Source organism: Geofilum sp. OHC36d9 (assembly GCF_052400685.1).
Lineage (GTDB): Bacteria > Bacteroidota > Bacteroidia > Bacteroidales > Marinilabiliaceae > CAZHHH01.
This window is the reverse complement of record NZ_JBQTGJ010000004.1, coordinates 263,485-287,994: the sequence shown is the minus strand read 5'-3', so window position 1 is coordinate 287,994 and position 24,510 is coordinate 263,485. Positions and strand designations below refer to the sequence as shown.

The following is a 24,510-nucleotide window of genomic DNA, read 5'->3' as shown; positions in this document are numbered from 1 at the left end:
TGATAAGTATTAAAGAAATGGAATTAACTGGAAAGTTAAATCAAAGAGGGTGATAATCCCGTACATGTAAATTAATACTAATTAGCGAGTATCCTGAGTAGCGCGGGACACGAGAAATCCTGTGTGAATCAGCCGGGACCATCCGGTAAGGCTAAATACTCCTGAGAGACCGATAGAGAACCAGTACCGTGAGGGAAAGGTGAAAAGTACCCCGAATAGGGGAGTGAAAAAGTACCTGAAACCGTGCGCCTACAAGCGGTCGGAGCATTTTAAAATGTGACGGCGTGCCTTTTGCATAATGAGCCTACGAGTTATACCTTACCAGCAAGGTTAAGTTATTCAAGTAACGGAGCCGAAGCGAAAGCGAGTCTTAACAGGGCGGTTAAGTTGGTAGGGATAGACGCGAAACCTAGTGATCTACCCATGAGCAGGTTGAAGGTGCGGTAACACGCAGTGGAGGACCGAACCAGTAAACGTTGAAAAGTTTTTGGATGACTTGTGGGTAGGGGTGAAAGGCCAATCAAACTGGGAAATAGCTCGTACTCCCCGAAATGCATTTAGGTGCAGCCTTAATAAAGTTTTACAGAGGTAGAGCTACTGATAGGACGCGAGGGCTTCACCGCCTATCAAATCCTGACAAACTCCGAATGCTGTAAAATGATTATTAGGAGTGAGGGCATGGGTGCTAAGGTCCATGTCCGAAAGGGAAAGAACCCAGACCATCAGCTAAGGTCCCCAAATGTATGCTAAGTTGAAGATAACGCGGTATGGTTGCAGAGACAGCTAGGATGTTGGCTTGGAAGCAGCCATTCATTTAAAGAGTGCGTAACAGCTCACTAGTCGAGCGACCGTGCATGGATAATAATCGGGCATAAGCATACTACCGAAGCTATGGATTTTGTACTAAAGTACAGAGTGGTAGGGGAGCATTCCAATGACGTAGAATCAATATCGTGAGGTATTGTGGAGTAATTGGAAAAGCAAATGTAGGCATAAGTAACGATAATGGGGGTAAAAAACCCCCACGCCGAAAGACTAAGGTTTCCCCGGCAATGCTAATCATCCGGGGGTAAGTCGGGACTAAGGTTCAGCCGAAGGGCGATACCGATGTAAAGCAGGTTAATATTCCTGCACCCGCTATACAAAGAAAGTGACGGAGAGGTGAGATATCTGGGTACTGACGGAATAGTACGCTGAGCCTAGGCTTCGGCCGAAGCGAAGATAAGCAGCCACTTCCAAGAAAAGCGAGTATAGCGGCTCGTACTGTAAACGGACACACGTAGTTGGGTTGAGTATACTAAGGCGCTCGAGTGATTCATGGCTAAGGAACTCGGCAAATTAACCCTGTAACTTCGGGATAAAGGGACCCCATGCAGCGATGTGTGGGGCGCAGAGAAATGGCCCAGGCGACTGTTTAACAAAAACACATGGCTATGCCAAATCGAAAGATGACGTATATGGCCTGACACCTGCCCGGTGCTGGAAGGTTAAGAGGAGATGTTATCGTAAGAGACGCATTGAATTGAAGCCCCAGTAAACGGCGGCCGTAACTATAACGGTCCTAAGGTAGCGAAATTCCTTGTCGGGTAAGTTCCGACCTGCACGAATGGTGTAACGATCTGGGCACTGTCTCAGCCATGAGCTCGGTGAAATTGTAGTATCGGTGAAGATGCCGATTACCCGCAACGGGACGGAAAGACCCCGTGAACCTTTACTGCAGCTTAGCATTGATTTTGGGTAAGTGATGTGTAGGATAGGTCGGAGACTATGAGCCGGTATCGCCAGGTATCGGGGAGTCATCGTTGAAATACGACCCTTTGCTTATTCGGAATCTAATCCGCCAGCGGCGGAGACATTGCTTGGTGGGTAGTTTGACTGGGGTGGTCGCCTCCAAAAGAGTAACGGAGGCTCCCAAAGGTACCCTCATGACGATTGGTAACCGTCAGCAGAGTGTAATGGTATAAGGGTGCTTGACTGTGAGACCGACAAGTCGAACAGGTAGGAAACTAGGGCATAGTGATCCGGTGGTTCCGTATGGAAGGGCCATCGCTCAAAGGATAAAAGGTACTCCGGGGATAACAGGCTGATCGCCGCCAAGAGCTCATATCGACGCGGCGGTTTGGCACCTCGATGTCGGCTCGTCACATCCTGGGGCTGGAGAAGGTCCCAAGGGTTGGGCTGTTCGCCCATTAAAGTGGCACGCGAGCTGGGTTCAGAACGTCGTGAGACAGTTCGGTCCCTATCTGTTGTGGGCGTAGGAAATTTGAGAGGACCTGTCATTAGTACGAGAGGACCGTGATGGACATACCGCTGGTGTATCAGTTGTCCCGCCCGGGGCATAGCTGAGTAGCTACGTGTGGAAGGGATAAGTGCTGAAAGCATCTAAGCACGAAGCCCGCCTCAAGATGAGATTTCCATAAAGGGACGTTGGAGACTACGACGTTGATAGGCTGCAGGTGTAAAGATGGCAACATCAAAGCCGAGCAGTACTAATTACCCGAAGCTTTCTGAGCACGGAACAATTTGTGGTATTTTCTTTTTCAGATTCAGTTGTGTTAACCTTATAAGGATTAAAATCCTGAAGAAATTAAGGTGGTTATAGCATAGGGGTTCCACCTCTTCCCATTCCGAACAGAGAAGTTAAGCCCTATAGCGCCGATGGTACTGCGTAACAGTGGGAGAGTAGGTCGCTGCCTTTCTTAAAAAAAGAAGCCGATTCAGTTATGAGTCGGCTTTTTTGCGTTTTACTATAGCGGGGGGTGAATAATTTTTTTGTGCTTTGTATCTTTTTTATTGATAATTTCGTTAGTTCTATTTTGGATGGTCTGATTATTATTAGGTGCTAAGGCTGTTATGTTTAAGAAACGAATCATTTTACTATTTACTGTTTCTTTTTTTCTGGTTTTTATAATTTTAAGTTGTAAAAATTGGGGAGCTGGGAGTTCTGTGGCCTGTTCAGAGATTCTTGATAACCCGGTGGTTCATGTTTCGCGCAGGGCTCTACAGGATAATATTGAGGCATGTAGTGCTATTCATCCAAACTTATCGGGATTGGCCGGGACTGCTTTTATTGATTCAGTTTTTAGAGCAGAAGGCTTCACTTTCCCTGATACGATGGTGTCTTCAACGGATGCCATTTTTTTGCAAAGACGTTTTTTTGATCTTATTACCAGAGAGGATCCTCATTTTAGATTGGTGCCTCATTTGTATCGGGATGGGAAACGAGTGACTGGCAAAATGATTAAAGTCTGGCCATTTAGTTTAATTCGTTTTGGTGATACATTGTTGGTGGATGCGTCGTTTTCATCAATTCTGAAGCCGGGGGATTGTGTTTTAGAAATCAATCAGGTGCCTGCCCGTCAATACCTTCACTATGCCTATTCCGATAGATATTTACATGCACCTTTGATACAAAGTCAGGCTCATTTTAATTTTTCGGACAATTATCATCTGCTTGTTGAACGACAAGGAGTTAGGAAGTATTTGATAGTGGATGGTATTTCCATGGTCGATTATTACAGGGCAGTTAACAGCCAGGATGCTTCCAGAATTTTTCCCGCTTATTTAACTGGTTATTTTAGAATTGATGAGTTTGATGACAATCGAAAAATTGCTGAAGATTTAAATGGGTTTCTTTCGAAATTAAAGCGGACTGGCTATAAAAATTTAATTTTGGATTTGAGACGAAATCCCGGTGGTAGCGGAGATTATCTGGAAGATATACTGTCTTTGATTTCAAGAAAATCAGTTTTGCATTATCAGAAAAATGTTAAAGTGAAGCTATCTTCTGAAAATATTGATAAGTATTTTTTGCCCTCTGAGCGCGTTGGAGATTTAGTGAATTTGCCCGAACGTTTGGTGATGCATGAATTAGAGTTAGTGCCTTCATCTTTTTCCAAAGAACTTAATATTTATGTTTTGGTAAGCAGAAATACGGGCTCTATGGCTGCATGTCTGGCTAATTTGATACAATACAATAAAATTGGAACTGTTGTGGGCGAGCCATTGGTGCATAATGCCTTGAAATACGGAGAGGTGGTAGAAGCGCGGTCGGGGATTGCCGCTTTTTTTATATCTACGGTACAATATGAAGATTATACCAGGGCTATTGACGGTGTTTTATTTCCGGATGTGATGTTGCCGTATCGTGTTAACGAATATTTACAGGGGGGCGATCCGGTTCTGACGAAACTTCTGAAATATATAACTTTCCGTCAGGAAACTAAGAGGAGGCTTTTGTTCATGGGCGAATTATAGCCCAATTTCAAGACCGATTTTGATGGCTATGTTATCGTGAAAAGTTGGAAGTTGGTAAGGACCATACCTGTAGTGAACAGCTATTCCATATTTGATGAAATTTTGTTTCAGTAAATTCTCTATATAGATGCCGGTTTCGTATAAGCCTTTTGAAAATGTTCTTGTCGGAGTGTCAGCATGGCCCCATCCGGCTGAAGTCGACAGATTTATTTCAGGCTTAAATTGGCATAATTGATTTTGATTGGTAGGTATCGTAGCTCTTAAAAAAAGGAGCGCGAAAGAACTGGCTCCAAATTCAGCAGGCCGGATGGTTGCAAACGAGTATTTGGTCTCAAGACCTAATTTGCTGTATGAGCCGAACGCACTGTATAGCTGTGTTGGGTTTACAGTACCGGAAAGATGTCCGGCAGTAATGCGAGCAGCCATCTTTATGGTGTTTGTGATTTTGGTTTGATGCTCGGCCTGAAATTCTGTTTTTTGATAATATTTATTATCTATGCTGCCTGCCGATATATTTCCCCAAAATGCTGGATAGATGCCACCTCGTGGTAGTAGCCCGAACCCCGTGCTTGCCAGCTGTAGCGATGGTTGATATTTTATCTGTAATGTACTCTCATATTGACAAAAGGCTTCGTTAAGGGATTGGTCTAAAGTGTATGGATATGGCATTACCGGGGTAACTGTTTCGTAGTTGATCGTAAAGCGCGTCTTCAGGTTTAATAAAATGCGTGTTGTAAAACTTGTTTCATACGTTTTAGTTTTATCCATTATTTCGACAGAGAAGCGTCGGTATCGTTCATTCGATAGTTGATCAAAGCCATCCAGAAAACGAAACTGGCCGGTTTCTTTGAGTTCGTTGGAATACGCTATTTTTAGCGATTGCTCTTTGATGCGACTGAAAAAGAGTTTTATGTGACCGCCATAATTATTATGCGTCGATCGTAAACTTCTCATATAGAATCCGCCGGAAGATATTTTATTCGATATCTTTTCGTTAGTTTCCAGACCCAATCCTATTTTTAGACCTTCATAATTATTGTAGTCCAAAACATGATTTAAATCGATATTAAAGATCCCGAAAGGGAGTTGCTCTTGAATCAGATTTTTTTGGAGTGATATTAATTTGTCAAATTTTAATTTTTGCCCAATGCTGTCCATTTTTATATACGTAACGGAATCTTTGTGGGTGAGCGCTGTTTTACGAAAGGAGGCAATAGCAGGGGCTGTTGGTTGGTGTGATTCATCAATCAGTGAAAGACGGCTGAAATCATCTATATTAAATTTTAGGTTTAAATTGATGGCTGTTACGATGCTTTTCCCTTCGCCAATAAGTGGAAATGGAAGCGGTTTTCCATTTATTTTTTGTGTGAGCGTTAAGTGGGTTTCAAGCTGTTCGGGAAACCAGTATTTATTGTTATAGCGCACATAATTCTGACGGATTGATAAAATGTATGGGGTCTGGTGTTGCAATGTGGTGGCTGATATTGTTTTGATGCCATAAGAAGGTGTGTGGATGTGCATGGAGCCTTGCAGTCCTTTGATTCGACTTTTTTGTTTAGGCTCAAATGTGATATAAAAAATGGTGTCGCCCGATGCTTCTATCAGAGTGTCTTTAAGCTGGAAAATATATTCCTTTAAACCGGTTTTTGAAATGGGATTTGTAACGATAGCAGAGAGCAGTTCCAGCTTTTCATTATAAAATGTGAATGGTTGAATTTGGGATGGGAGGATGGCTAATGTCGGATCTTTAAAACCACTCACGCGTCCCGAAATGATCCGTTCGTTGGATAGGTTCGGGGGTTGGTTCTTTTTTTCTGAAACCGATTCGAGCAATAAAAGATAATTGTTTTTATTGAAGTCATACAGCCGTTTGAGTTCTTCATTGTTTCCATCGATGGTATCGGGGAGTGCCATGCCAAAGGTCATTTTGTGGTAAATGAGGCACGAATAAGATGTGGCTAAATCTGGGTTATTACGCTGTCGGTTGTTATAAACACGTTGCATAATTTGTAACGCGGGATTCATTTGGGGAATAACTTTGACTTCCGGGATCTCAAAATGCAGCGGTTGCATCAGTACGATTTCTGATAGCGAATCGGCATCTATTTGTCGCATTTTGTAACCCATACAGCTAATTTCGAGACGCGTGAAATGCGCATCTGAGGTTAGTCGAAATGAACCATCAATTTGGCTTACAGTTCCTGTTTTATCCGGTTGTAATACAATATTGGCAAACGGTACCGGTTCGCCCGTTATAACATCTTTAACATAGTAGCTTTTGCCTGTTTGCGCAAATATATATATTGGTATGACGAGCAGAATGTAAACGATTAGTCGTTTGACGTTTTGCATAGCTCTGTGTTTTCTGAGGATAGACGAGTTTTACTATCAACTCAACTAGTCGTCTATTTCATGATTCCTGCTTTAAGAAACTTTACTTCATCGTTGGAGAGATAGCGCCATTTGCCACGTGGTAAATTTTTCTTGGTTAACCCGGAAAGATAAACCCGGTCTAATTTTTCAACTCTGTAACCAAGGTGCTCAAAAATGCGTCGTACAATTCGATTTTTTCCCGAATGTATTTCTACTCCAACCTGACATTTGTCTTCGGCATCTGCATAGTTTACTTCGTCTACTTCTATCAGTCCATCTTCCAGTTCAATACCTTTTCGGATGTCTGTAAGATGGTTTTTAGTAAGCGGATTGTTCAAATAAACATGGTAAATTTTTCGCACCTCTGAAGATGGGTGTGTTAGTTTCTTCGACAAATCGCCATCGTTGGTAAGAAGTAGTAAGCCTGTCGTGTTTCGGTCCAAACGTCCAACCGGATAAATACGTTCATCACAGGCGTCAGCCACAAGATCTAAAACGGTACGCCGTTTTTCCGGATCGGATGCCGTTGTTACAACATCTTTGGGTTTATTAAGCAGTATGTATACCTTGGCTTCCGGATTTAAACGTTTTCCGTTAAAATGAATGTCATCTTTCAATTTCACTTTCGTTCCCAATTCGGTTACCACTTTTCCGTTAACAGTAACCCGACCTTCAGCAATTAATTTGTCGGCATCGCGACGACTGCAAACACCACTATTAGAAATGTACCGGTTTAAACGAATTGTATCAGGTATTTCGTCTTCGTCTTGCTTATAGGTAGGCTTTTGGGGAGTCTGAGGTTGATTTTTTTTGGCCGAGGTGTGCTCAGAGTGTTTTCGGTGGTCGCTCTGCCGGTCAAATTTTGGGTTTGCGTTTTTTCGGTTATATTTTGAATTTCTGGTGTTTTGCCTTCTTTCCATTGTTGCTTAATCTTTTATTTTGTGTTGTTTTTCAGGTGTAAAGTTGCGAAAATTTAATGGGTTAGCAGTTCTTTTTAAATTATCTTTGCAAATAGATCCTGGGCGAAATTATAAAAAAGATTGTTTTCATTTTGACAGGATGTTGTTAATGAATCTATGTTTTTTTATTTCTAACGATTAGACTATTTTTGTTTTTATGTATTGTCTTGATTATAAACACGTTGCAAGTTTGCATTCAAATTTGTAATAATAAAATTTTAACGAATAATGACTTTAATAAAATCCATCTCAGGAATACGGGGAACCATTGGCGGGCAACCCGGAGAGGGGCTTAGCCCAATTGATGTGGTTCGGTTTACCTCGGCTTATGGCATGTGGCTTAAAGCTTCGCTGAACAAACCAAAGACAACAGTGGTCGTTGGCAGAGATGCTCGCATATCTGGCGAGATGGTTAAAAATTTGGTTATTGGAGCATTGCAAGGGGTTGGTATTGATGTGATTCATTTGGGGTTGGCTACTACACCTACAACTGAACTGGGGGTTATTAATTATAAGGCGGATGGTGGTATTATTATTACGGCCAGTCACAACCCAAAGCAATGGAATGCCCTTAAACTGCTTAATAACAGAGGCGAATTTTTGAATGCAGAAGAAGGTGCACGTGTACTCGAAATTGCTGATCGTCAATTGTTTGAATATTGTGATGTGGATGCCATTGGAAAGGTTTCTGATCGACCTGATTTTTTACGTAATCATATTGATGCTGTGTTGGCTATGGAGTTGGTTGATGTTGAGGCAATCCGTAAAGCGGGATTTAAAGTTGCTGTTGATGCGGTTAACTCTGTGGGTGGGTTGGCCATTCCAGCACTATTGAAAGCTTTAGGAGTGAAGCAGGTGGTCGAACTTTATTGTGAACCAACCGGATTGTTTCCGCATAATCCGGAGCCATTGCCTGAGCATTTGACGGAGATAGCGGGCGTGGTGAAAAAGGAAAAAGCTGATGTCGGATTTGTTGTCGATCCCGATGTTGATCGATTGGCTATTATAAATGAAGATGGTTCTATGTTTGGTGAGGAGTATACTCTGGTAGCCGTGGCCGATTACATTTTGTCGCATCAGCCGGGTAATTCTGTGTCTAATTTAAGTTCAACCAGAGCCTTGCGTGATGTGACTGAGGCGCATGGCGGAAATTATTATGCTGCTGCTGTGGGTGAAGTTAACGTTGTTGCCAAAATGCAGTTGGTTAAGGCGGTCATTGGTGGCGAAGGTAATGGTGGGGTTATTTATCCGGCTTGTCATAGTGGGCGTGACGCATTGGTCGGAATTGCATTATTTTTATCGCATTTGGCAAAATCGGGTGTGAAATGCTCGGATTTAAGGAAAAAGTATCCGACTTATTTCATGTCTAAGAATAAGATAGAACTGACGCCCGGCGTTGATGTAGATCTGATACTTAAGCAGATTGAGGCAAAATATAATACTGAGAAAGTAACTACGATTGATGGTGTGAAAATTGATTTTGCTGATAGTTGGGTGCATCTTCGAAAATCTAATACCGAGCCTATCATTCGTATTTATTCGGAGGCAAAATCTGAATTGCAGGCTAAACAATTGGCAAATGACATTATTGAGGTGATACATAAAATGGTTTAACCTTTTTAATATATTGTTTGTAAGAAAACTCTTGTGGAAGATAAGGAATTTTTATTTTTGAGGCTTTGGAAGTATTGAAAACACAAGTTTTTTGGTGTTAATGACTATTTTGAAAGCGCGCGTGACGAAAAAATAATATTTTCTTGCTAATACTATTTTTTTAGGGAGTTGGCTTTGACCGGTTAACTCCTTTTTTTAAAATAGCGCATTTGGGTTTTAAACTATCCTTTGTTGAACTTGTCTTAGATGAAAAATCAGTTTGTAAAAATGCAGAATAAAAAAAGAAATCGTTGGGTCCTGATTGCTGGGGTAGCTATTGTAGCAATAGTTTTGGCTTTTTGGTTTTTTAAGGGGCCGTCAATTGTTGGAGATGTTTTAGTCGAAGCAAAGGTTCAAAGAGGCAATTTTGTAGCCGAGGTTCATTCTACCGGACAACTTCAGGCTGAAAATTCGACATCTATCGATGTCCCTACAGAGTTATCAAGTCGTCGTATTAATATTTTTGAGATTAAAATAACTGACTTGGTGGAGGAAGGGACTGTTGTTAAGGCAGGCGATTTTGTTGCTTCGTTGGATCATAGTGCTGTTGAGGAGATTATGAACACGGCTGAGGATGAGTTGGAGAAATCGTTGCAAGCATTGCAGGATGCTCGTATCGACACAAATATTAATATGAGTAATTTGAGGGATGGCTTGCTGGATGCCCGTATGGCTGTTGAAGAACAAAAATTGGTGCTAGAACAGTCCGTTTATGAGTCTCCGGCGGTGAAACGTCAGGCTGGTTTGGATTTGGAGAGGGCTGAGAAAAATCTGGAACAGTCGCTGCGTAATTATGAGCTGAAAGAGCAGCAGGCACGAAATAGTGTGGCCCGGGCAATGGAAGAGGTTAAGAAAGACCGTGAAAGAGTTCAGGATATCGAGCGGCTGTTTAAAGCCTTGGACGTGCGAGCGCCCAAGCCAGGGATGGTAATTTATAGTTATGATCGATTTGGGAGTAAGATTCAGGTTGGAAGCTCCGTGAGCCGCTGGATGCCCCGTATTGCCGAATTACCAGATTTGTCTTCCATGATTTCCAAAACTTATATCAATGAAATTGATATTTCAAAAGTGGCGGTAGGGCAGAAGGTTCAGGTTGGTGTCGATGCTTTTCCTGATAAACATTTTGATGGGGAGGTTATTTCTGTGGCTAATATTGGACAGACTTTACCCAATGGCGACACTAAAGTGTTTGAAGTGGTGATAAAGATTTTTGGCACAGATCCCGATTTACGGCCTGCCATGACAACGAGCAATGTTATTACAGTTCAAAATCTTGAAGATGTTTTGTTTGTTCCTCTCGAATCCGTGTTTAAAACTGATTCCATGCGATATGTTTTCACCTATAAAAAGAATGAACTGGTGAAACAGATTATTGATCCCGGGTTAGAAAACGACAATTTTGTGGTCGTTAATGAGGGGTTGCAAGAGAATCAGACAGTGCTTCTCAATGCGCCTTTCGAAACGGAACATCTCACACTCGAAGGTATTGATATTTATAATAAAATAAAAGAAAAAGCTTTGAAGGCGCAAGAGGAAGCGACCAGGAAAAAAGCGGAACCAAAAGCAGAGAAACGTCCCGTTAAGCCCCGCGGTGAATTTCCCGGTGGAAACGCTCGTCGACGCTAATCTTAAAAGGGCTTTCACGGAACCTTTTTTTAGGATGTAATTTTTTAACGCTGGATCTATGAAGTTGATTTATTTATTTACAAGATATTTTCATAACGTTATCATTGCCGTAGAAGCGATTTTGGCTAATAAGCTGAAATCGATGCTCACAGCATTGGGTATTATGTTTGGTGTAGCTGCTGTTATTAGTATGTTGGCTATTGGCAAAGGAGCCCAGCAGGAGGTGCTGGAGCAGATTAAACTGGTGGGAGTTAACAATATTATTGTAACACCAACCGAAATGTCAATTTCATCGTCCGAGAATGCACAGTCGTCTGTTGGTAATGTTAAACGTTTTTCACCGGGCCTGACTTTACTTGATGCCGAATCTATTAAAGAAAGCATTCCTACTGTCTCGAAAGTTAGTCCGGTTATTTCATTGAATTATCATGCCGTTTTGAAGGGTAGAAGCTATCCGGTCTCTTTGGAAGGCGTTTCTGCGACCTATTTTGAATTGTTAAATGTGACGCTAACAGATGGCACTGTTTTTAATGCTGAACAGAGTGCCGGAGGTTTTCCTGTTTGCGTGATAGGTGATAATATCCGTAATCGTTTTTTTTCGACGCAGGATCCCATTGGAAAATATATAAAATGTGGAGACACATGGCTTAAAGTAATCGGGCTTATTGAAAAGCGTGATTTTACCGCTTCGGCTTCCGATGAGATGGGGATCAGTAGTACCGACAATAAAATTTTTGTACCGGTAAAAACAATGTTGTTACGTTTTAAAGATCGGGCCCGGCTCGACCCTGAAAAAATGGAAAGTGTGGTGAGAGGGGGAGCTTCCGCTTCTTCTGAGTCAACTGAAACAACTAGTACGACATCTGTTAACCAGTTGGATAAGATTATTGTTCAGGTTGTAGAAACAGAGATGCTTAGTGCTACGGCAGATATTGTTAAACGTATGTTATTGCGTCGTCATTCCGATATTTTTGACTTTGAGGTGACAGTGCCTGAGTTACTGCTTAAACAACAGCAAAAAACCAATGATATTTTTAATATTGTGCTGGGAGCTATTGCCAGTATCTCGTTGATCGTTGGAGGGATAGGAATTATGAATATAATGTTGGCCTCCGTTTGGGAGCGCATACGTGAAATTGGTACACGGCAGGCCATTGGCGCATCTAAAAAGGATATTGTTGTTCAGTTTTTAGCCGAGTCTACGCTTATTAGTGTTACAGGTGGAATGATTGGAATTATTCTGGGGATTATACTGGCACAGTTAATTAATGTTATGGCCGATATCCAAACTGTTGTTAGTTTGTTTTCGGTCCTTGTTGCATTTGGGGTGTCGGCTTCTGTCGGAATTGTTTTTGGATATATACCGGCCAAGCGTGCGGCCGATCAGGATCCCGTGGAATCATTGCGTCATTAATTTAGAAGTAAATAATATATTATTAGGATGAAGAAACAGTTGCTTTTATTGTTGTTTGTCTTTGTTTATGGCTTTTTACAGGCACAGGAGAAGAAGGTTGTTGAAGTAGACATGACGCTCGACGAAGTCATTAATCTGGCCCAACGGCAGTCTCTTTATAGTTTTAGGCAAAAAAATATGTACCTGGCAAGTTATTGGGAATTTCGAAGTTATAAGGCGGATAGGCTGCCAGGACTGACTTTGAGTTCTACGCCTGTCAATTTTGACCGGTCTGTTAGCAGCCAGTTTATTTCTGAAGAGGAAGGTTATAAATTTGTATCTACTTCTGACTTTACCTCTGATGTTGCTTTATCTTTGGAGCAAATAGTGCCTTTTACCGGTGGCGTTTTTGATGTTACAACATCGGCTTCCCGTATTCAGAATCTCGATAACGATGGCGTGGAATATGCAACGGTTCCGGTGAGTGTTGGTTTTACGCAGTCTTTGAATGGTTATAACCCCTACCGCTGGGAGGCCCGAATTGAACCGCTTAAATTCGAGCAAGCCAAACTGGAGTATCTGCAATCGCTCGAGTCGTTGTCAATTCAGGTTACTAATTATTTTTTCAATGTGGCTACGGCCGAGATCAATAAACGAATTGCGGAAGTTAATTATAGTAATGCCGATACACTCTACAGAATTGGCAAGGGGCGTTTTGAAATAGGAACCGTAACTCAGGATGAATTACTTGATTTGGAGCTTAGTTTATTAAACGCCCGTTTGGCCGTGAGTCGTTCAGAAATAAGCATTAAACAAGCTCGTGCATCATTGAATTCTTTTCTCGGCGTAGATGACGATTTTCAGATAAATTGCGTAATTCCTTCTGAAGTGCCTGAATTGAAGGTGAATGTTGACAAGGCTCTGGCTCTGGCGATGGAAAATAATCCTGATATTATGCAATATAAACAGGAGATGTTAGAGGCCGAGCGGGATGTGGCGAAAACACGTTCTGAAAGTGGATTAAGTGCTAGTATTCGCGCAAATCTTGGGGTCAATAAAAATGCCGATGATCTGGATATGGCTTATAAAAGTCCGTTTCTTGAACAGCAACAAATTCGCGTGGGTTTAAGTGCACCTGTTATGGATTGGGGACAACGCAAAGGGCAGATTGAAATGGCCCGTTCAAATAGGGAGGTGACGGAAGCCACTGTGAAACAGGCTCTCCTCGATTTTGAACAGGATGCGGTTATAAGTGTTTTGGATTTTAACCTTCAGGAAGAGCAAGTTGAAATTGCGGCTAAAGCAGATACCATCGCACAATTGGGGTATGAGGTTACCAAACAGCGTTTTTTAATTGATAAAGTTGATGTGATTCGTCTTAATTCGGCCCGTAATTCTCTGGATGCCGCCCGTAGAAGTTATATTGACGCATTGCGTAAGTATTGGGTGAGTTATTTTGGTATTAGACAGCTTACTTTATTCGATTTTGAAAATGACCGTTCTTTACTTGAAGAATTGGATAGCTTATTGCAACAATAAAGATTTGGCATGATGAAGAAAAAATGGCAGTTGATAATTCCTTTGGTTTTGGTTGTGATAACACTGTTGGGATATTGGTTTGCGAATCAAAATGACGACAGTGAACCTGAAAGTGCAAAGGTGGTAAAAGGCGATTTTGAAATTCTTGTATCGGCCACCGGAGAGCTAGAGGCCTTGGAGGCAACGCGAATAATGATTCCTGAAGTGCTTACAAACCGAAGCGTACGTATCCGTGGGCTGCAAATTACCGATATTGTAAAAGAAGGGACTGTCGTTAAGAAGGGTGATTATGTGGCAACGCTCGATCCGGCTGAAGTGGAAGAGAAGATGAGAAGTTCTATGGATAATCTGGAATTGCTTAAGAATAATCTTGAGAATGCTCAGATTGATAGTTCTCTCGTATTATCAGATGCTCGTGACAATATTCGTGTCTCCTATGATAAAGTGCAGGATAAGGAGATTGAGGTGGAGCAATCGGTTTACGAATCCAAAGCAGTGCAACGGCAGGCTGAAATCAATCTGGAAGCTGCCCGGCGTCAGTGGGAGCAGAAAAAACGCAATTATGTACAGCTTGAACGTAAGCATAGATTACATATCCAACGAGCCCGTGAGTTGCTGGAAGAAGAACAGCAGGAGCTTGAAACGTTGCAGCAGCTTAAACGTGATTTATATGTTACAGCGCCCTCCGATGGATTGGTCGTATATGCCAAGGGAAACAATAGTCAGAAAGTCCGGATCGGATCCTATGTTAGCCGATGGGAACCGCTTATTGCCACACTTCCTGATTTATCAACCTTGCAGTCAGTTGTGCAAATTCAGGAAATTGAAGTTCCAAAAGTGAAACCGGGGCTCCCAGTGAGGATTACAATTGATGCTTTTCCTGAAAAGAAGTTTACGGGCGTGGTGACCCGAGTCGCTAATGTAGGGCAGGAGGTTGAGGGGGAATTTTTTAATGGCTTTAAAGTAGAAATAAAAGTTGAACCCGATGGGCAACAGTTGTTGCCTGGCATGACTTCAACCAATCACATTGTTGTGGAGTCGATCCCTGAAGCTTTGATGGTCCCGCGTCTGGCTGTTTTTTCTGACGATGAATTTCCTTTTTTTGTATACAAGCGGGAGGGACTTTCTGTGGTGAAGCAGGAGATTAAAGTCGATGGCGAAAACGATACATATTACCGATTAGTTGGCGGTCTTGACGAAGGTGACCGTGTTATGTTTCATATTCCAGACAATTTGGATGCAATTAAATCGGTTCCGCTTTAAAGGCTTTCTTTTTTTATTGCGCAAATAGGTTAAAAAAGCTTTCATAAACAGTGTTATGAAAGCTTTTTTTTGTTATTGCGCTGTTGTGTAGTTTGTTATGGTGTTTTTAATGGTGGTAAAAAAAATGAAGAAATTTTTCTGTAATTCAGCTGCCTTCTTTATATTTGCTGAAGAATTATAAAACCTTTATATTTATTTAGAGTGTTTATAAATTGAAATTTACAATTTAAAATTAGCTAGATATGAAAGTTACAGTTGTAGGAGCAGGAAACGTAGGTGCTACTTGTGCTGATGTGTTGGCCTATCGTGAAGTAGCCAACGAAGTGGTTTTGATTGATATCAAAGAAGGTATTGCTGAGGGCAAAGCTTTGGATATTTGGCAGAAGGCCCCAATCAACCAGTATGACACCCGTACCGTTGGTGTTACCAATGATTATACAAAAACGGCCAACTCGGATGTTGTTGTTATTACTTCAGGTTTACCCCGGAAGCCGGGTATGACCCGCGATGATTTAATTGAAACCAATGCTGGAATCGTAAAATCTGTTACCGAGCAAGTTGTTAAATTTTCACCTGAGGCGATCATTGTTATTGTTTCCAATCCGTTGGATGTTATGACCTATCAGGCTCATATAACCAGTAAATTGCCCCGTACTAAAGTGATAGGTATGGCTGGTATCCTTGATACTGCGCGTTACCGTGCCTTTCTTGCCGAAGCGCTGAATGTGTCACCTAAAGATATTCAAGCTGTTTTAATGGGTGGTCATGGCGATACCATGGTTCCACTGCCACGTTATACTACAGTCGGAGGTATCCCGGTTACCGAATTAATTGATGCAGAAACTTTGAATGCTATCATTGAACGTACAAAAGCAGGTGGTGGTGAGTTGGTTAAATTGATGGGTACATCTGCATGGTATGCGCCGGGTTCAGCAGCTGCCCAAATGGTTGAAGCTATCATCCGCGACCAGAGACGCGTATTCCCTGTTTGTGTTAAATTGGAAGGTGAATACGGTATTGACAACTGTTACCTTGGCGTTCCTGTTGTTTTGGGTAAAAATGGTGTTGAAAAAGTAATTGAGTTGGATTTGACGGCCGAAGAAAAAGAACTTCTAAATACCAGCCGCGATCATGTTAAAGAAGTAATGGCTGTACTTGACCGTATCAGTAAATAATTAGTGATACGGTCAAAAACTCCGGTGTCCGATCCGATAAGGAAGCTTTATTTTTGAGGCTTACGTAGTTAGAAAGAGCGCCGAAGTTAAATTTTATAGACAGACTCTGATTCGTTGAGTTGAAAAAAAAGAGCGCCGGGTAAGGCGCTCTTTTTTTTAGCTATTGTCAATCGATTCTTCAACAGTGGGCTCAGCCGGTTTATCTTGGGGTTCTGAAGCCATTGGTTTGACCGGATTTTCAACTTTTTCACGAAGCACCAGTTGCTTATAATATGAAATGATAAGCGTGGTAAATGGTAATGCCAGCAACATGCCTAATAAGCCCATTATACTTCCCCAAATCGACAATGATAACAATATTATTGCCGGGTTCATATTGTAAGCCTTGCCCATGATACGAGGTATTAAAATGGTTTCCTGGATAACCTGAACTATGGCAATAACAATGAAAACTCCCAAAAACACCTGGAAAAAATCCTGCCCATTTTCAATGGCTTTAAGTAGTGATAGAAATACAGCGGGAATGAAGCCCACAACCTGTAGGTAAGGAACGATGTTCAACACGCCTATAAATAATCCAAGCGTTATTGCCATGGGTAGATTGATTATTGAAAATCCAATGGCCATTAAAACCCCAACTATCATAGCTATAGTTGTTTGTGCTCTAAAATAAACTTTCATCGAAAGTTTTAAATCTTCCGAAATATCGTTGATTAAACCTCTGTGTTTGTATGGAATCAGGTTTTGCCAGCTGTTTTCCAGTTTTTTAAAATCAAGTGAGATGAAAAACAGATAGAGAAGTACCAGTAAAACGCCTATTATGCCTGAAATAATACTTACGGAGCTGGTGAAAAGCGATTGAATTGAGTTGGAGATAATAGATGTAATCTGTTTTACATTTTCGGCATTTAATAAGGCCTGGAAATTTTGATTCGCAAATATATCCTTTACAAAAATCTGAATGTCACCTGGGATAATGCTCTGGTAATCGTGAGTGTTTAGGTAGGTTCTCAATAATTGCGACATATTTGTGATTTCGTTCAGTACTTTGGGTATTAGCCATAGCAATGCGCCTGTAATAGCCGATAGAAAGAAGATAAGTGTTATAAACACCGAGATGCCACGGTGCTTTACCCGGCATTTTTCCTGGATAAATAACACCATAGGATTCATTAAATATGCCAGCAGTAACGCTATAAAAAAAGGAACCAATACATTGCTGATTGCACGCACAGCCATTATAATTCCTATTATTACTGCTATAGATACCAGCATTCTTACAAACCGGTCAAAGGTGTACGGTTTTGAAGAGGCAAATGGTAACTCATAGTATTCGTCCGGATTTGATTTCATTGCTGTGTTATTTGGTTTTTTAGGTCCTTTAATTTTTTGGGTTACAGTTTTTATAACGGCGTAACCCAGTCCAAAACAAAGATAAATAATTAATTTGATTTGAAAATGAAACAATTGTATTAGCAATACGTTATATCTTTTGTTAATTAATGTAAAAAATGATTATATTTGTACAATAATTGATAGTCGTTATTTGTTATTTTAATATGGCCAAAAAATCAGACATTTATTGTCTTTAATATGAGTGCGTTTTTTGTCTTCAAATATTTGAAATTGACTGACTTTGTGGGCTTATTTCTCTTGGTCGTCAAGCATTGTGTTGAAAATGTGAATGACGTATTCTTTGAAGTTTTTTGTTTCGGTTATTTATTTACAAATAATGAAATTTAGTATGATATGATTAGGTTCCTCAGAATATGGGTTATGTTGATGGTAGTGATTGCTGCCGGGTGGGGGTGTGAACGTGATTACTCTTTCAGGGGCGGAGATGAAGGTATCAGTTTCTCTACCGACACTGTTATGTTTGATACTATTTTTACTTCTATAGGTTCTGCTACGCGTTATTTTCGGGTTTATAATCCATATGGCGCAGATATGGTTATTGACTGTATAAAATTAGTGGGTGGTGAAGATTCTAAGTTTAGAATTAATGTGGATGGAATAGCTGATGTTGAGCTTAATGATGTGGAATTGCGATCAGGTGACAGTTTGTTTGTTTTTGTTGAAGTTACAATAGATCCGGGTGAAGGCGTTAATACGCCTTTTGTAGTGACTGATTCGGTTGAATTTATAACCAAAGAAAAGGTGCAGAACGTAAAATTGGTGGCTTACGGTCAGGATGTCGTTGTTATGCGGCAGCAGAAGTTGGCGACCACTCAATTAACGGCTGAAAAACCATACCTGATTTATGATTGGATTGAAGTGGATTCGATGCAGACCCTGACGATAGATGCCGGTGCTCGGTTGTATTTTTATCAGGATGCTTTTCTGAATGTTCGTTCGGGGGCAAGTCTGGTGGTTAATGGCACCCGCGAAGAACCGGTGCTTTTTGCCGGGTCGAGGTTGGAAGAATGGTATACGGATATTCCCGGACAGTGGGGGTATATTTATTTGATGCCTGGCAGTAAAAACAGCTTGATTAATTATGCTACAATTCGCAATGCGACCATTGGTTTAGTCGTCGATTCGGTGGGTCTTGATAATAGTGATCCATTGATTATTTCTAATACGCGCATCGAACACTCGGCCAAACAAGGTCTTTTGGCTCAGACTTCAGCTATTCGTGCTTCTAACAGTTTGTTTGGCGATTGCGGGAGTGCCTCGGTCGCGTTAACTTTAGGAGGTGAATACGACTTTTATCATTGCACCATCGCTAATTATTTTAACTGGAAGTTTCGCGGCACCCCTGCTCTTGTCCTTTCTAATTATATGGAAGAAAGTGCCGGAATTGAAATTTACGATTTGACGGCAAATTTCTATAATTGTATTGTTTATGGACAGGCCGGCGATGAATTTGGCCGTTATTTTGAAGGGGGTGATACGGCTGTTGTCGATTATAAATTCGATCATGTTTTATTGCGATCTTCATTAACAGATGATGAGTTAGCCGATAAGACACATTTTAATGCGGTTATTGTTAATGAGTCGCCTTTTTTTGTTTCAACTTCTGATTTTAACTACCAGCTTGATACCTTATCTGTGGCAGTGGATGCCGGATCAAGTGCATATGCAGGTGATTACTCTGTGGATTATGCCGGGAATAATAGGTTGGATGATGTCGCTCCGGATCTTGGATTTATGGAGCGAATTGAACGTCAGTAAATGAGATTTATTCTGTCTTTTGGTTTTTTTTCTTTTTTTTGTTTGGCTGTTGTGGCTCAGTCAAAAATTGAAGCCGGGAATAGTGCTGGCATCATGTTTTACAATACCGAAAATTTATTTGATACACGTAATGATTCGTTGAAGGATGATGACGAATATACGCCAGAGGGCCATCGTCACTGGACGTATACTCGTTTGAGGCGCAAATGGGTGGGGCTGAGCCGTGTAATTGTTAACGCGAATGGCTGGAATGCTCCCGTAATAATAGGTCTATGCGAAGTTGAAAACAGATGGGTTGTTAATTCAATGTTGTATGAAACCGGATTGAAAAATTTGTCTTATGATTTGGTTCATTATGAGTCCCCTGACAATAGAGGTATTGATGTGGCGCTGATGTATCAAACAACACGGGTTAAAATCCTTTATTCGCAGCCCATTCCTGTTAAAATAGAAGGTGACAGACCTACCCGAGATATTCTATTTGTGAAAGCGTTGCTTGATAATGCGGATACGCTTTTTGTTTTGGTGAATCATTGGCCTTCCCGGTGGGGAGGAGCCGTTGCCACGCATCCCAAACGTCGTTTGGCGGCCAAAACAGTACGGCATATTACCGATTCTCTTTTTTGTGAAAACAAGCTGTCAAAAGTGATAATAATGGGCGATTTTAATGAGCCGCCGCAAAGTGATATTTTTAGAGTAGATTTGAATGTTGGTGCGCCCTCTGATGATAATTGGCTGGTTAGTCCGGCGCTTGATTTGCCCACTGGTGTGGGAACTTTGAAATACCAGCATGAATGGTCGGTGTTTGACCAGATTATTGTTTCCCGATCTTTGCTGACTGATACGCTGGGCGTTGCCATGCAATCACCACAGCTTCGCATCATTCGTTTGCCTTTTTTACTGGTGCGGGATGAAAATTATGGCGGGGAGAAACCTTTTCGTACTTATGTTGGCTATAAGTATCAGGGTGGATACAGCGATCATTTGCCCGTATGGATTGATTTGGTTAATCATAACCAGGCCTGCTCCGGGCTGCATGATTAATCTTGATTGTTATTGTATTTGCTGTTTTAACCATTCAAATAAACAAACCGCAGCAGCATGTGATACATTAAGGGATTTGACATTCCCCGTTACCGGGATATGAATCGATAGCTGTACTTTTTGGATTAGTAGCGGGCTGATTCCATTTATTTCATTGCCAACTATTAATGCCATTTTTTGAGGTAATGTAGTGTTGAAAAGATTGGTTGATTGAGGCGCTGTTTCCAATGCGGTCAAAATATAGTCTTTCGGAATGTGAGAAAATAGTTCGTCTGATGTGCAGAATTGCCAATTTACAACAGGACCTGCGACTTCGCCCATTCGTTTAATTTTTGAGAGCCGCGGTCGTTCAGAATCATTGACCACCAAAACGTCTTCGCAACCAATATTTCCTGCAAGTCTTATTATTTGACCAATATTTTCAGGTGTTTTTAAGTTGTCGGTAATAATGATTGGCCTGAATGGATGCTTTATGGCGTATGGCTTTTGTTGAAAGAAGTTGTTTGAATTGAGATTTTGCATGATGTTATTGGTCTGCTTTCCTGAGTCCTAGTTTTTCCCCTGTTTTAAGCATGTAGTTATAGGCTTCATCATAGTCGTTGTGAATGATTCCATCGAGGATGGCATCTTTAATGGCACTTTTAATGGTCCCGACTTCCTGACAAGGTGGCAGATTGAAGGTGCGCATGATAAGTTCGCCTGATACCGGTGGCTGGAAATTACGTACTTTATCTTTTGCTTCTATTTCACGCAGTTTTCTTCGTACAATTTTGAAATTGCGCAGATGGCGTTCAACTTTTTCTCTGTTTTTAGAGGTGATATCTGCTTCACATAGTGTCATAAGTTGGTCTATATTGTCGCCTGCTTCAAATAATAAACGACGTACGGCTGAATCCGAAACTTCGTCTTCAATTAAGGCGATGGGACGCATGTGCAGAAATACCATTTGTTGCACAAATTTCATTTTTTCATTTAGTGGCAGTCGCATTCTTTTGAAGATGCGGGGTATCATTTTTTTGCCGATGTGATTATGGGCATGAAATGTCCACCCTTGTACAGGGTCAAAGCGTTTGGTTACAGGTTTGGCAATGTCGTGAAGCAATGCCGCCCAACGCAGCCATAGGTCACTACTGTTAGGTGTAATTTGATCCAGGACTTCCAGCGTATGGAAAAAATTATCCTTGTGCGACTGACCTTTTATGGTTTCCACCCCTTTCAAGGCGGTGAGTTCGGGAAAAAAAAGTGCCAACAGTCCCGTTTTGTCCAGCAATTTAAATCCTATTGACGGTCTCGGGGTCATCATTATTTTGTTGATCTCGTCGCCAATGCGCTCCGGTGATAAAATTGCAATGCGTTCCTTATTGGTTGAAATAGCCTTAAATGTTGTGTCTTCGATGCGAAAATTGAGCTGGGTAGCGAATCGTATGGCTCTGAACATGCGCAGGGGGTCGTCAGAAAAGGTGATGTCAGGATCCAGAGGGGTTCGTATGATGCCGTTTTCAATGTCGGTTAACCCGCCAAAGGGGTCAATTAGTTTTCCATAAGTGGCATTGTTGAGGCTGATTGCAAGCGCATTGATGGTGAAGTCGCGACGGTTTTGATCATCTTCGAGTGAACCGTTTTCAACCATTGGCTTGCGACTGTCATGATTATATGATTCTTTGCGGGCACCAACAAATTCAACCTCTGTTTCGCGATAGCGAAACATGGCTGTGCCAAAGGATTTAAACACGGATACCTTTAGTCCGCCCAGTTTTTTTGCCGTTTTTTCAGCCAATTCAATGCCATTGCCAATTACGACTATGTCAATGTCATGATTTTCACGCTTCAGAAAAATGTCCCTGACAAATCCGCCGATAACGTATGTCTCTAAACCCGCTTGGTCGGCAATGTCTGATATGGCTTTAAAAATAGGGTGTTTCAGGTGCTGTTGCATCGAATCTTTGTTGTTTGTATTAGGTTGCAGATTTTACGAACTGCCAAAATTACAATTTTTTAGTTAAAGCCACGTGTCTTGTTTTTTAGTGTCAACGCAACATTTTTTAATTGTCGTCTGTAATGCTTTATTTGTTAGTCTTTTGAACAATTTGTGAAGGTGGGGGCTTTTATTTATAATCTTATTGGTTTGTGGCTTTTTTTTTTGGCACAATGGTTGTATTAACTTATTTACAAATTTAGATGTTTGTATTATTGAAGATAAGTATTAATTTTGTATTTAGATAATTTTTAAAATTTACGATTATGGTTGAGTTTTTAAATGTTGACACTTTTAAAGAGAAAGTATTCGATTATTCCAACAATAAAGAGTGGAGCTTTAATGGGGATAAGCCCTGTTTAATTGACTTCTATGCTGATTGGTGTGGCCCCTGTAAAATGGTAGCGCCGGTTTTGGACGAGCTGTCGAATGAGTATGATGGCAAATTGAATGTTTATAAAGTTAACACGGAAAAAGAACAGGAGTTGGCTGCTGTTTTTGGTATTCAGAGTATTCCGTCAATATTGTTTGTGCCTAAAGAGGGACAACCGCAAATGGCTATGGGGGCGCTTCCAAAAGAAACTTTTGAGAAGGCCTTTAAAGATGTACTTGGAGTAGAGAAGTAATACCGTGTTTTATGATGTTTATATAGTTGGTGATAGTCCGGTAACGATTGTGGACAGATTAGAATGCTTTGATTTTGAGGCTTTCGTAGCCTAAGAACGTGAGTGTACTGGTGTAAGTGAATGTTTAGAGAGCAAGCATTACGCAGATATTGGGCTTGATAAATTGACTATAGCTAATTAAACCCCCGGTTATCCTATTCTGAGATGAGTTTTAGTAGGATACCGGGGTTTTGTTTTTTGTGTTGCAGATGTAATTTAGTACAACTTTTTTTGGGCGGATGCGTTTAGAGAAAGCGAGTTTGTTTGACATCGATGTTAATTAGGGTCTGTTCATAAACTAAGGGTTTGAAATATAAAGTTCAAATTCAAGGCTTGCGATGTCATAAAAATCAAGGCGTTTACTTTTCGTAAATGACTGTTTTTATGACAAGCGTAACGCAGAAGTTGACTTTACAGACAAACACTAATTAGTGCTTGCCAGAAAAAAAGATATGTTTTTGAGGTTTGCGCAAATCGAATAACTAAAGCTTCCTGGTGTAAATGATATTTTTGAGTAGTGTTTCAACTTCCTTCGGGAATTTAAAGTTTAGAATATATGAAAAATACGTTTTTAGCTTTTCTGATAGTTTTTTTTGTTGTTGGGGCGGGAGTCTCTGATGCCTCTAATAATGGTAATGAAGCGATTCTTTTCACTTCAGGAGCAGATGAGGGTGAAGCAGCTGTTATTCCGCTTGATGAAGCCGGATTTATAGAGCATGTTTTTGACTATAAAAATAATTCAGAGTGGAAATATAAAGGAGATAAACCTGCTATTATCGATTTTTATGCTGAATGGTGTGGCCCTTGTAAGCGTTTGTCGCCCGTTTTAGCTGAATTGCAGCGTGAATACGGCGGTAAAATACAGGTGTATAAGATAGATGCAGAGAAAAATCGTGAATTGGCTGCTGCTTTTGGCGTTTCGGCTTATCCCACAATGCTGTTTATTCCTATGAACTCAGATCCTGCCGGTGCTCGTGGATTACTACCCAAAGAAGAACTTGTTCGACTCATTACAGATTTTTTGAAGGTTGAAAAATAATTCTAATTTATATTGTAAGCGCGAAAAGGATTGGATCGTAATGATTTATATTAAAAGTCGACCTGTTGTCAGGCCGACTTTTTTGTAAATAACATTCGATATAAAAGAGAGATGTTTGTCTTTTATTGTTTTTTATTAAATTTGCACCCGAAAGATAGGGGTGCCTTTTTTTTGGCTGAGATTACACCCTTTGAACCTGATGCAGGTAATGCTGACGCAGGAAATCATCTGTTTCTCAGATTTCTCCTTTTCTTTCTCTACTGTCTACAATGGGGTGCCTTTTTTTAGGCTGAGATTATACCCTCTGAACCTGACCGGGTAATGCTGGTAAGGGAAAGTGTGCATCTCCTTACTTATCCTCATTGCAGTTTTGTT

Annotated in this window: 16 protein-coding genes, 1 rRNA gene, 1 riboswitch and 2 other annotated features; of the genes, 12 read left to right on the top strand and 5 right to left on the bottom strand. The window is 41.0% G+C overall.

Annotated features, from left to right (window positions below; translation table 11 throughout):
- Window positions 1-149, top strand: a sequence feature (23S ribosomal RNA rRNA prediction is too short).
- 102 nt (window positions 150-251) lie between these two features.
- Window positions 252-2,501: a sequence feature (most likely nonfunctional fraction of RNA operon), on the top strand.
- Window positions 2,502-2,588: 87 nt separating this feature from the next.
- Both rrf and ACT3CD_RS07365 read left to right on the top strand, forming a co-directional pair.
- Window positions 2,589-2,699: ribosomal RNA gene (rrf, locus tag ACT3CD_RS07370) — 5S ribosomal RNA — on the top strand.
- Between the two features lie 154 nt (window positions 2,700-2,853).
- A complete protein-coding gene (locus tag ACT3CD_RS07365) occupies window positions 2,854-4,257 on the top strand; it encodes a S41 family peptidase (protein WP_444644376.1) in 1,404 nt (467 codons plus the stop codon).
- On the opposite strand, the gene ACT3CD_RS07360 is transcribed toward ACT3CD_RS07365, so the two are convergent.
- Window positions 4,252-6,609: a DUF5686 family protein gene (locus ACT3CD_RS07360; RefSeq protein WP_444644374.1), complete on the bottom strand. Its 2,358-nt coding sequence runs from the start codon at window positions 6,607-6,609 to the stop codon at window positions 4,252-4,254. The genes ACT3CD_RS07365 and ACT3CD_RS07360 overlap by 6 nt on opposite strands.
- A gap of 53 nt (window positions 6,610-6,662) precedes the next feature.
- A complete protein-coding gene (locus ACT3CD_RS07355) occupies window positions 6,663-7,550 on the bottom strand; it encodes a pseudouridine synthase (protein WP_444644372.1) in 888 nt (295 codons plus the stop codon).
- Between the two features lie 267 nt (window positions 7,551-7,817).
- Here ACT3CD_RS07355 and glmM point away from each other — a divergent pair, with 267 nt between their 5' ends.
- From glmM to mdh, 6 genes are all read left to right on the top strand, one after another.
- Window positions 7,818-9,203 carry a phosphoglucosamine mutase gene (gene glmM / locus ACT3CD_RS07350; protein WP_444644370.1) on the top strand — a complete coding sequence of 462 codons (1,386 nt, stop codon included), beginning with the start codon at window positions 7,818-7,820 and terminating at the stop codon, window positions 9,201-9,203.
- A gap of 246 nt (window positions 9,204-9,449) precedes the next feature.
- A complete protein-coding gene (locus ACT3CD_RS07345) occupies window positions 9,450-10,868 on the top strand; it encodes an efflux RND transporter periplasmic adaptor subunit (protein WP_444644368.1) in 1,419 nt (472 codons plus the stop codon).
- A 58-nt stretch (window positions 10,869-10,926) separates the two neighbouring features.
- On the top strand, window positions 10,927-12,282 hold the full coding sequence (locus ACT3CD_RS07340) for an ABC transporter permease (RefSeq protein WP_444644366.1): 1,356 nt from the start codon (window positions 10,927-10,929) through the stop codon (window positions 12,280-12,282).
- A 27-nt stretch (window positions 12,283-12,309) separates the two neighbouring features.
- Window positions 12,310-13,800 carry a TolC family protein gene (locus ACT3CD_RS07335; protein WP_444644364.1) on the top strand — a complete coding sequence of 497 codons (1,491 nt, stop codon included), beginning with the start codon at window positions 12,310-12,312 and terminating at the stop codon, window positions 13,798-13,800.
- A 9-nt stretch (window positions 13,801-13,809) separates the two neighbouring features.
- Window positions 13,810-15,063, top strand: coding sequence for an efflux RND transporter periplasmic adaptor subunit (locus tag ACT3CD_RS07330; protein WP_444644362.1), 1,254 nt, complete (start codon window positions 13,810-13,812; stop codon window positions 15,061-15,063).
- A 242-nt stretch (window positions 15,064-15,305) separates the two neighbouring features.
- On the top strand, window positions 15,306-16,238 hold the full coding sequence (gene mdh, locus ACT3CD_RS07325) for a malate dehydrogenase (RefSeq protein WP_444644360.1): 933 nt from the start codon (window positions 15,306-15,308) through the stop codon (window positions 16,236-16,238).
- Between the two features lie 156 nt (window positions 16,239-16,394).
- Here the strand turns inward: mdh and ACT3CD_RS07320 are convergent, their stop codons facing one another.
- On the bottom strand, window positions 16,395-17,591 hold the full coding sequence (locus ACT3CD_RS07320; RefSeq protein ID WP_444644358.1) for an AI-2E family transporter: 1,197 nt from the start codon (window positions 17,589-17,591) through the stop codon (window positions 16,395-16,397).
- 396 nt (window positions 17,592-17,987) lie between these two features.
- Between ACT3CD_RS07320 and ACT3CD_RS07315 the strand changes: the two genes are divergently transcribed.
- Window positions 17,988-19,412: a hypothetical protein gene (locus ACT3CD_RS07315; protein WP_444644356.1), complete on the top strand. Its 1,425-nt coding sequence runs from the start codon at window positions 17,988-17,990 to the stop codon at window positions 19,410-19,412.
- Window positions 19,413-20,456: an endonuclease/exonuclease/phosphatase family protein gene (locus ACT3CD_RS07310; protein ID WP_444644354.1), complete on the top strand. Its 1,044-nt coding sequence runs from the start codon at window positions 19,413-19,415 to the stop codon at window positions 20,454-20,456. It begins immediately after the preceding gene.
- 9 nt (window positions 20,457-20,465) lie between these two features.
- On the opposite strand, the gene ACT3CD_RS07305 is transcribed toward ACT3CD_RS07310, so the two are convergent.
- Window positions 20,466-20,978 carry a TrmH family RNA methyltransferase gene (locus ACT3CD_RS07305; RefSeq protein WP_444644352.1) on the bottom strand — a complete coding sequence of 171 codons (513 nt, stop codon included), beginning with the start codon at window positions 20,976-20,978 and terminating at the stop codon, window positions 20,466-20,468.
- A gap of 4 nt (window positions 20,979-20,982) precedes the next feature.
- Complete coding sequence (locus ACT3CD_RS07300) at window positions 20,983-22,392, bottom strand: CCA tRNA nucleotidyltransferase (RefSeq protein ID WP_444644350.1); 1,410 nt, start codon at window positions 22,390-22,392, stop codon at window positions 20,983-20,985.
- 305 nt (window positions 22,393-22,697) lie between these two features.
- Here ACT3CD_RS07300 and trxA point away from each other — a divergent pair, with 305 nt between their 5' ends.
- A complete protein-coding gene (gene trxA, locus ACT3CD_RS07295) occupies window positions 22,698-23,057 on the top strand; it encodes a thioredoxin (protein ID WP_444644348.1) in 360 nt (119 codons plus the stop codon).
- Window positions 23,058-23,652: 595 nt separating this feature from the next.
- Window positions 23,653-24,135: a thioredoxin domain-containing protein gene (locus tag ACT3CD_RS07290; RefSeq protein WP_444644346.1), complete on the top strand. Its 483-nt coding sequence runs from the start codon at window positions 23,653-23,655 to the stop codon at window positions 24,133-24,135.
- Window positions 24,136-24,281: 146 nt separating this feature from the next.
- A riboswitch (TPP riboswitch) is annotated at window positions 24,282-24,375 on the top strand.
- The last annotated feature ends 135 nt before the right edge of the window (window positions 24,376-24,510 follow it).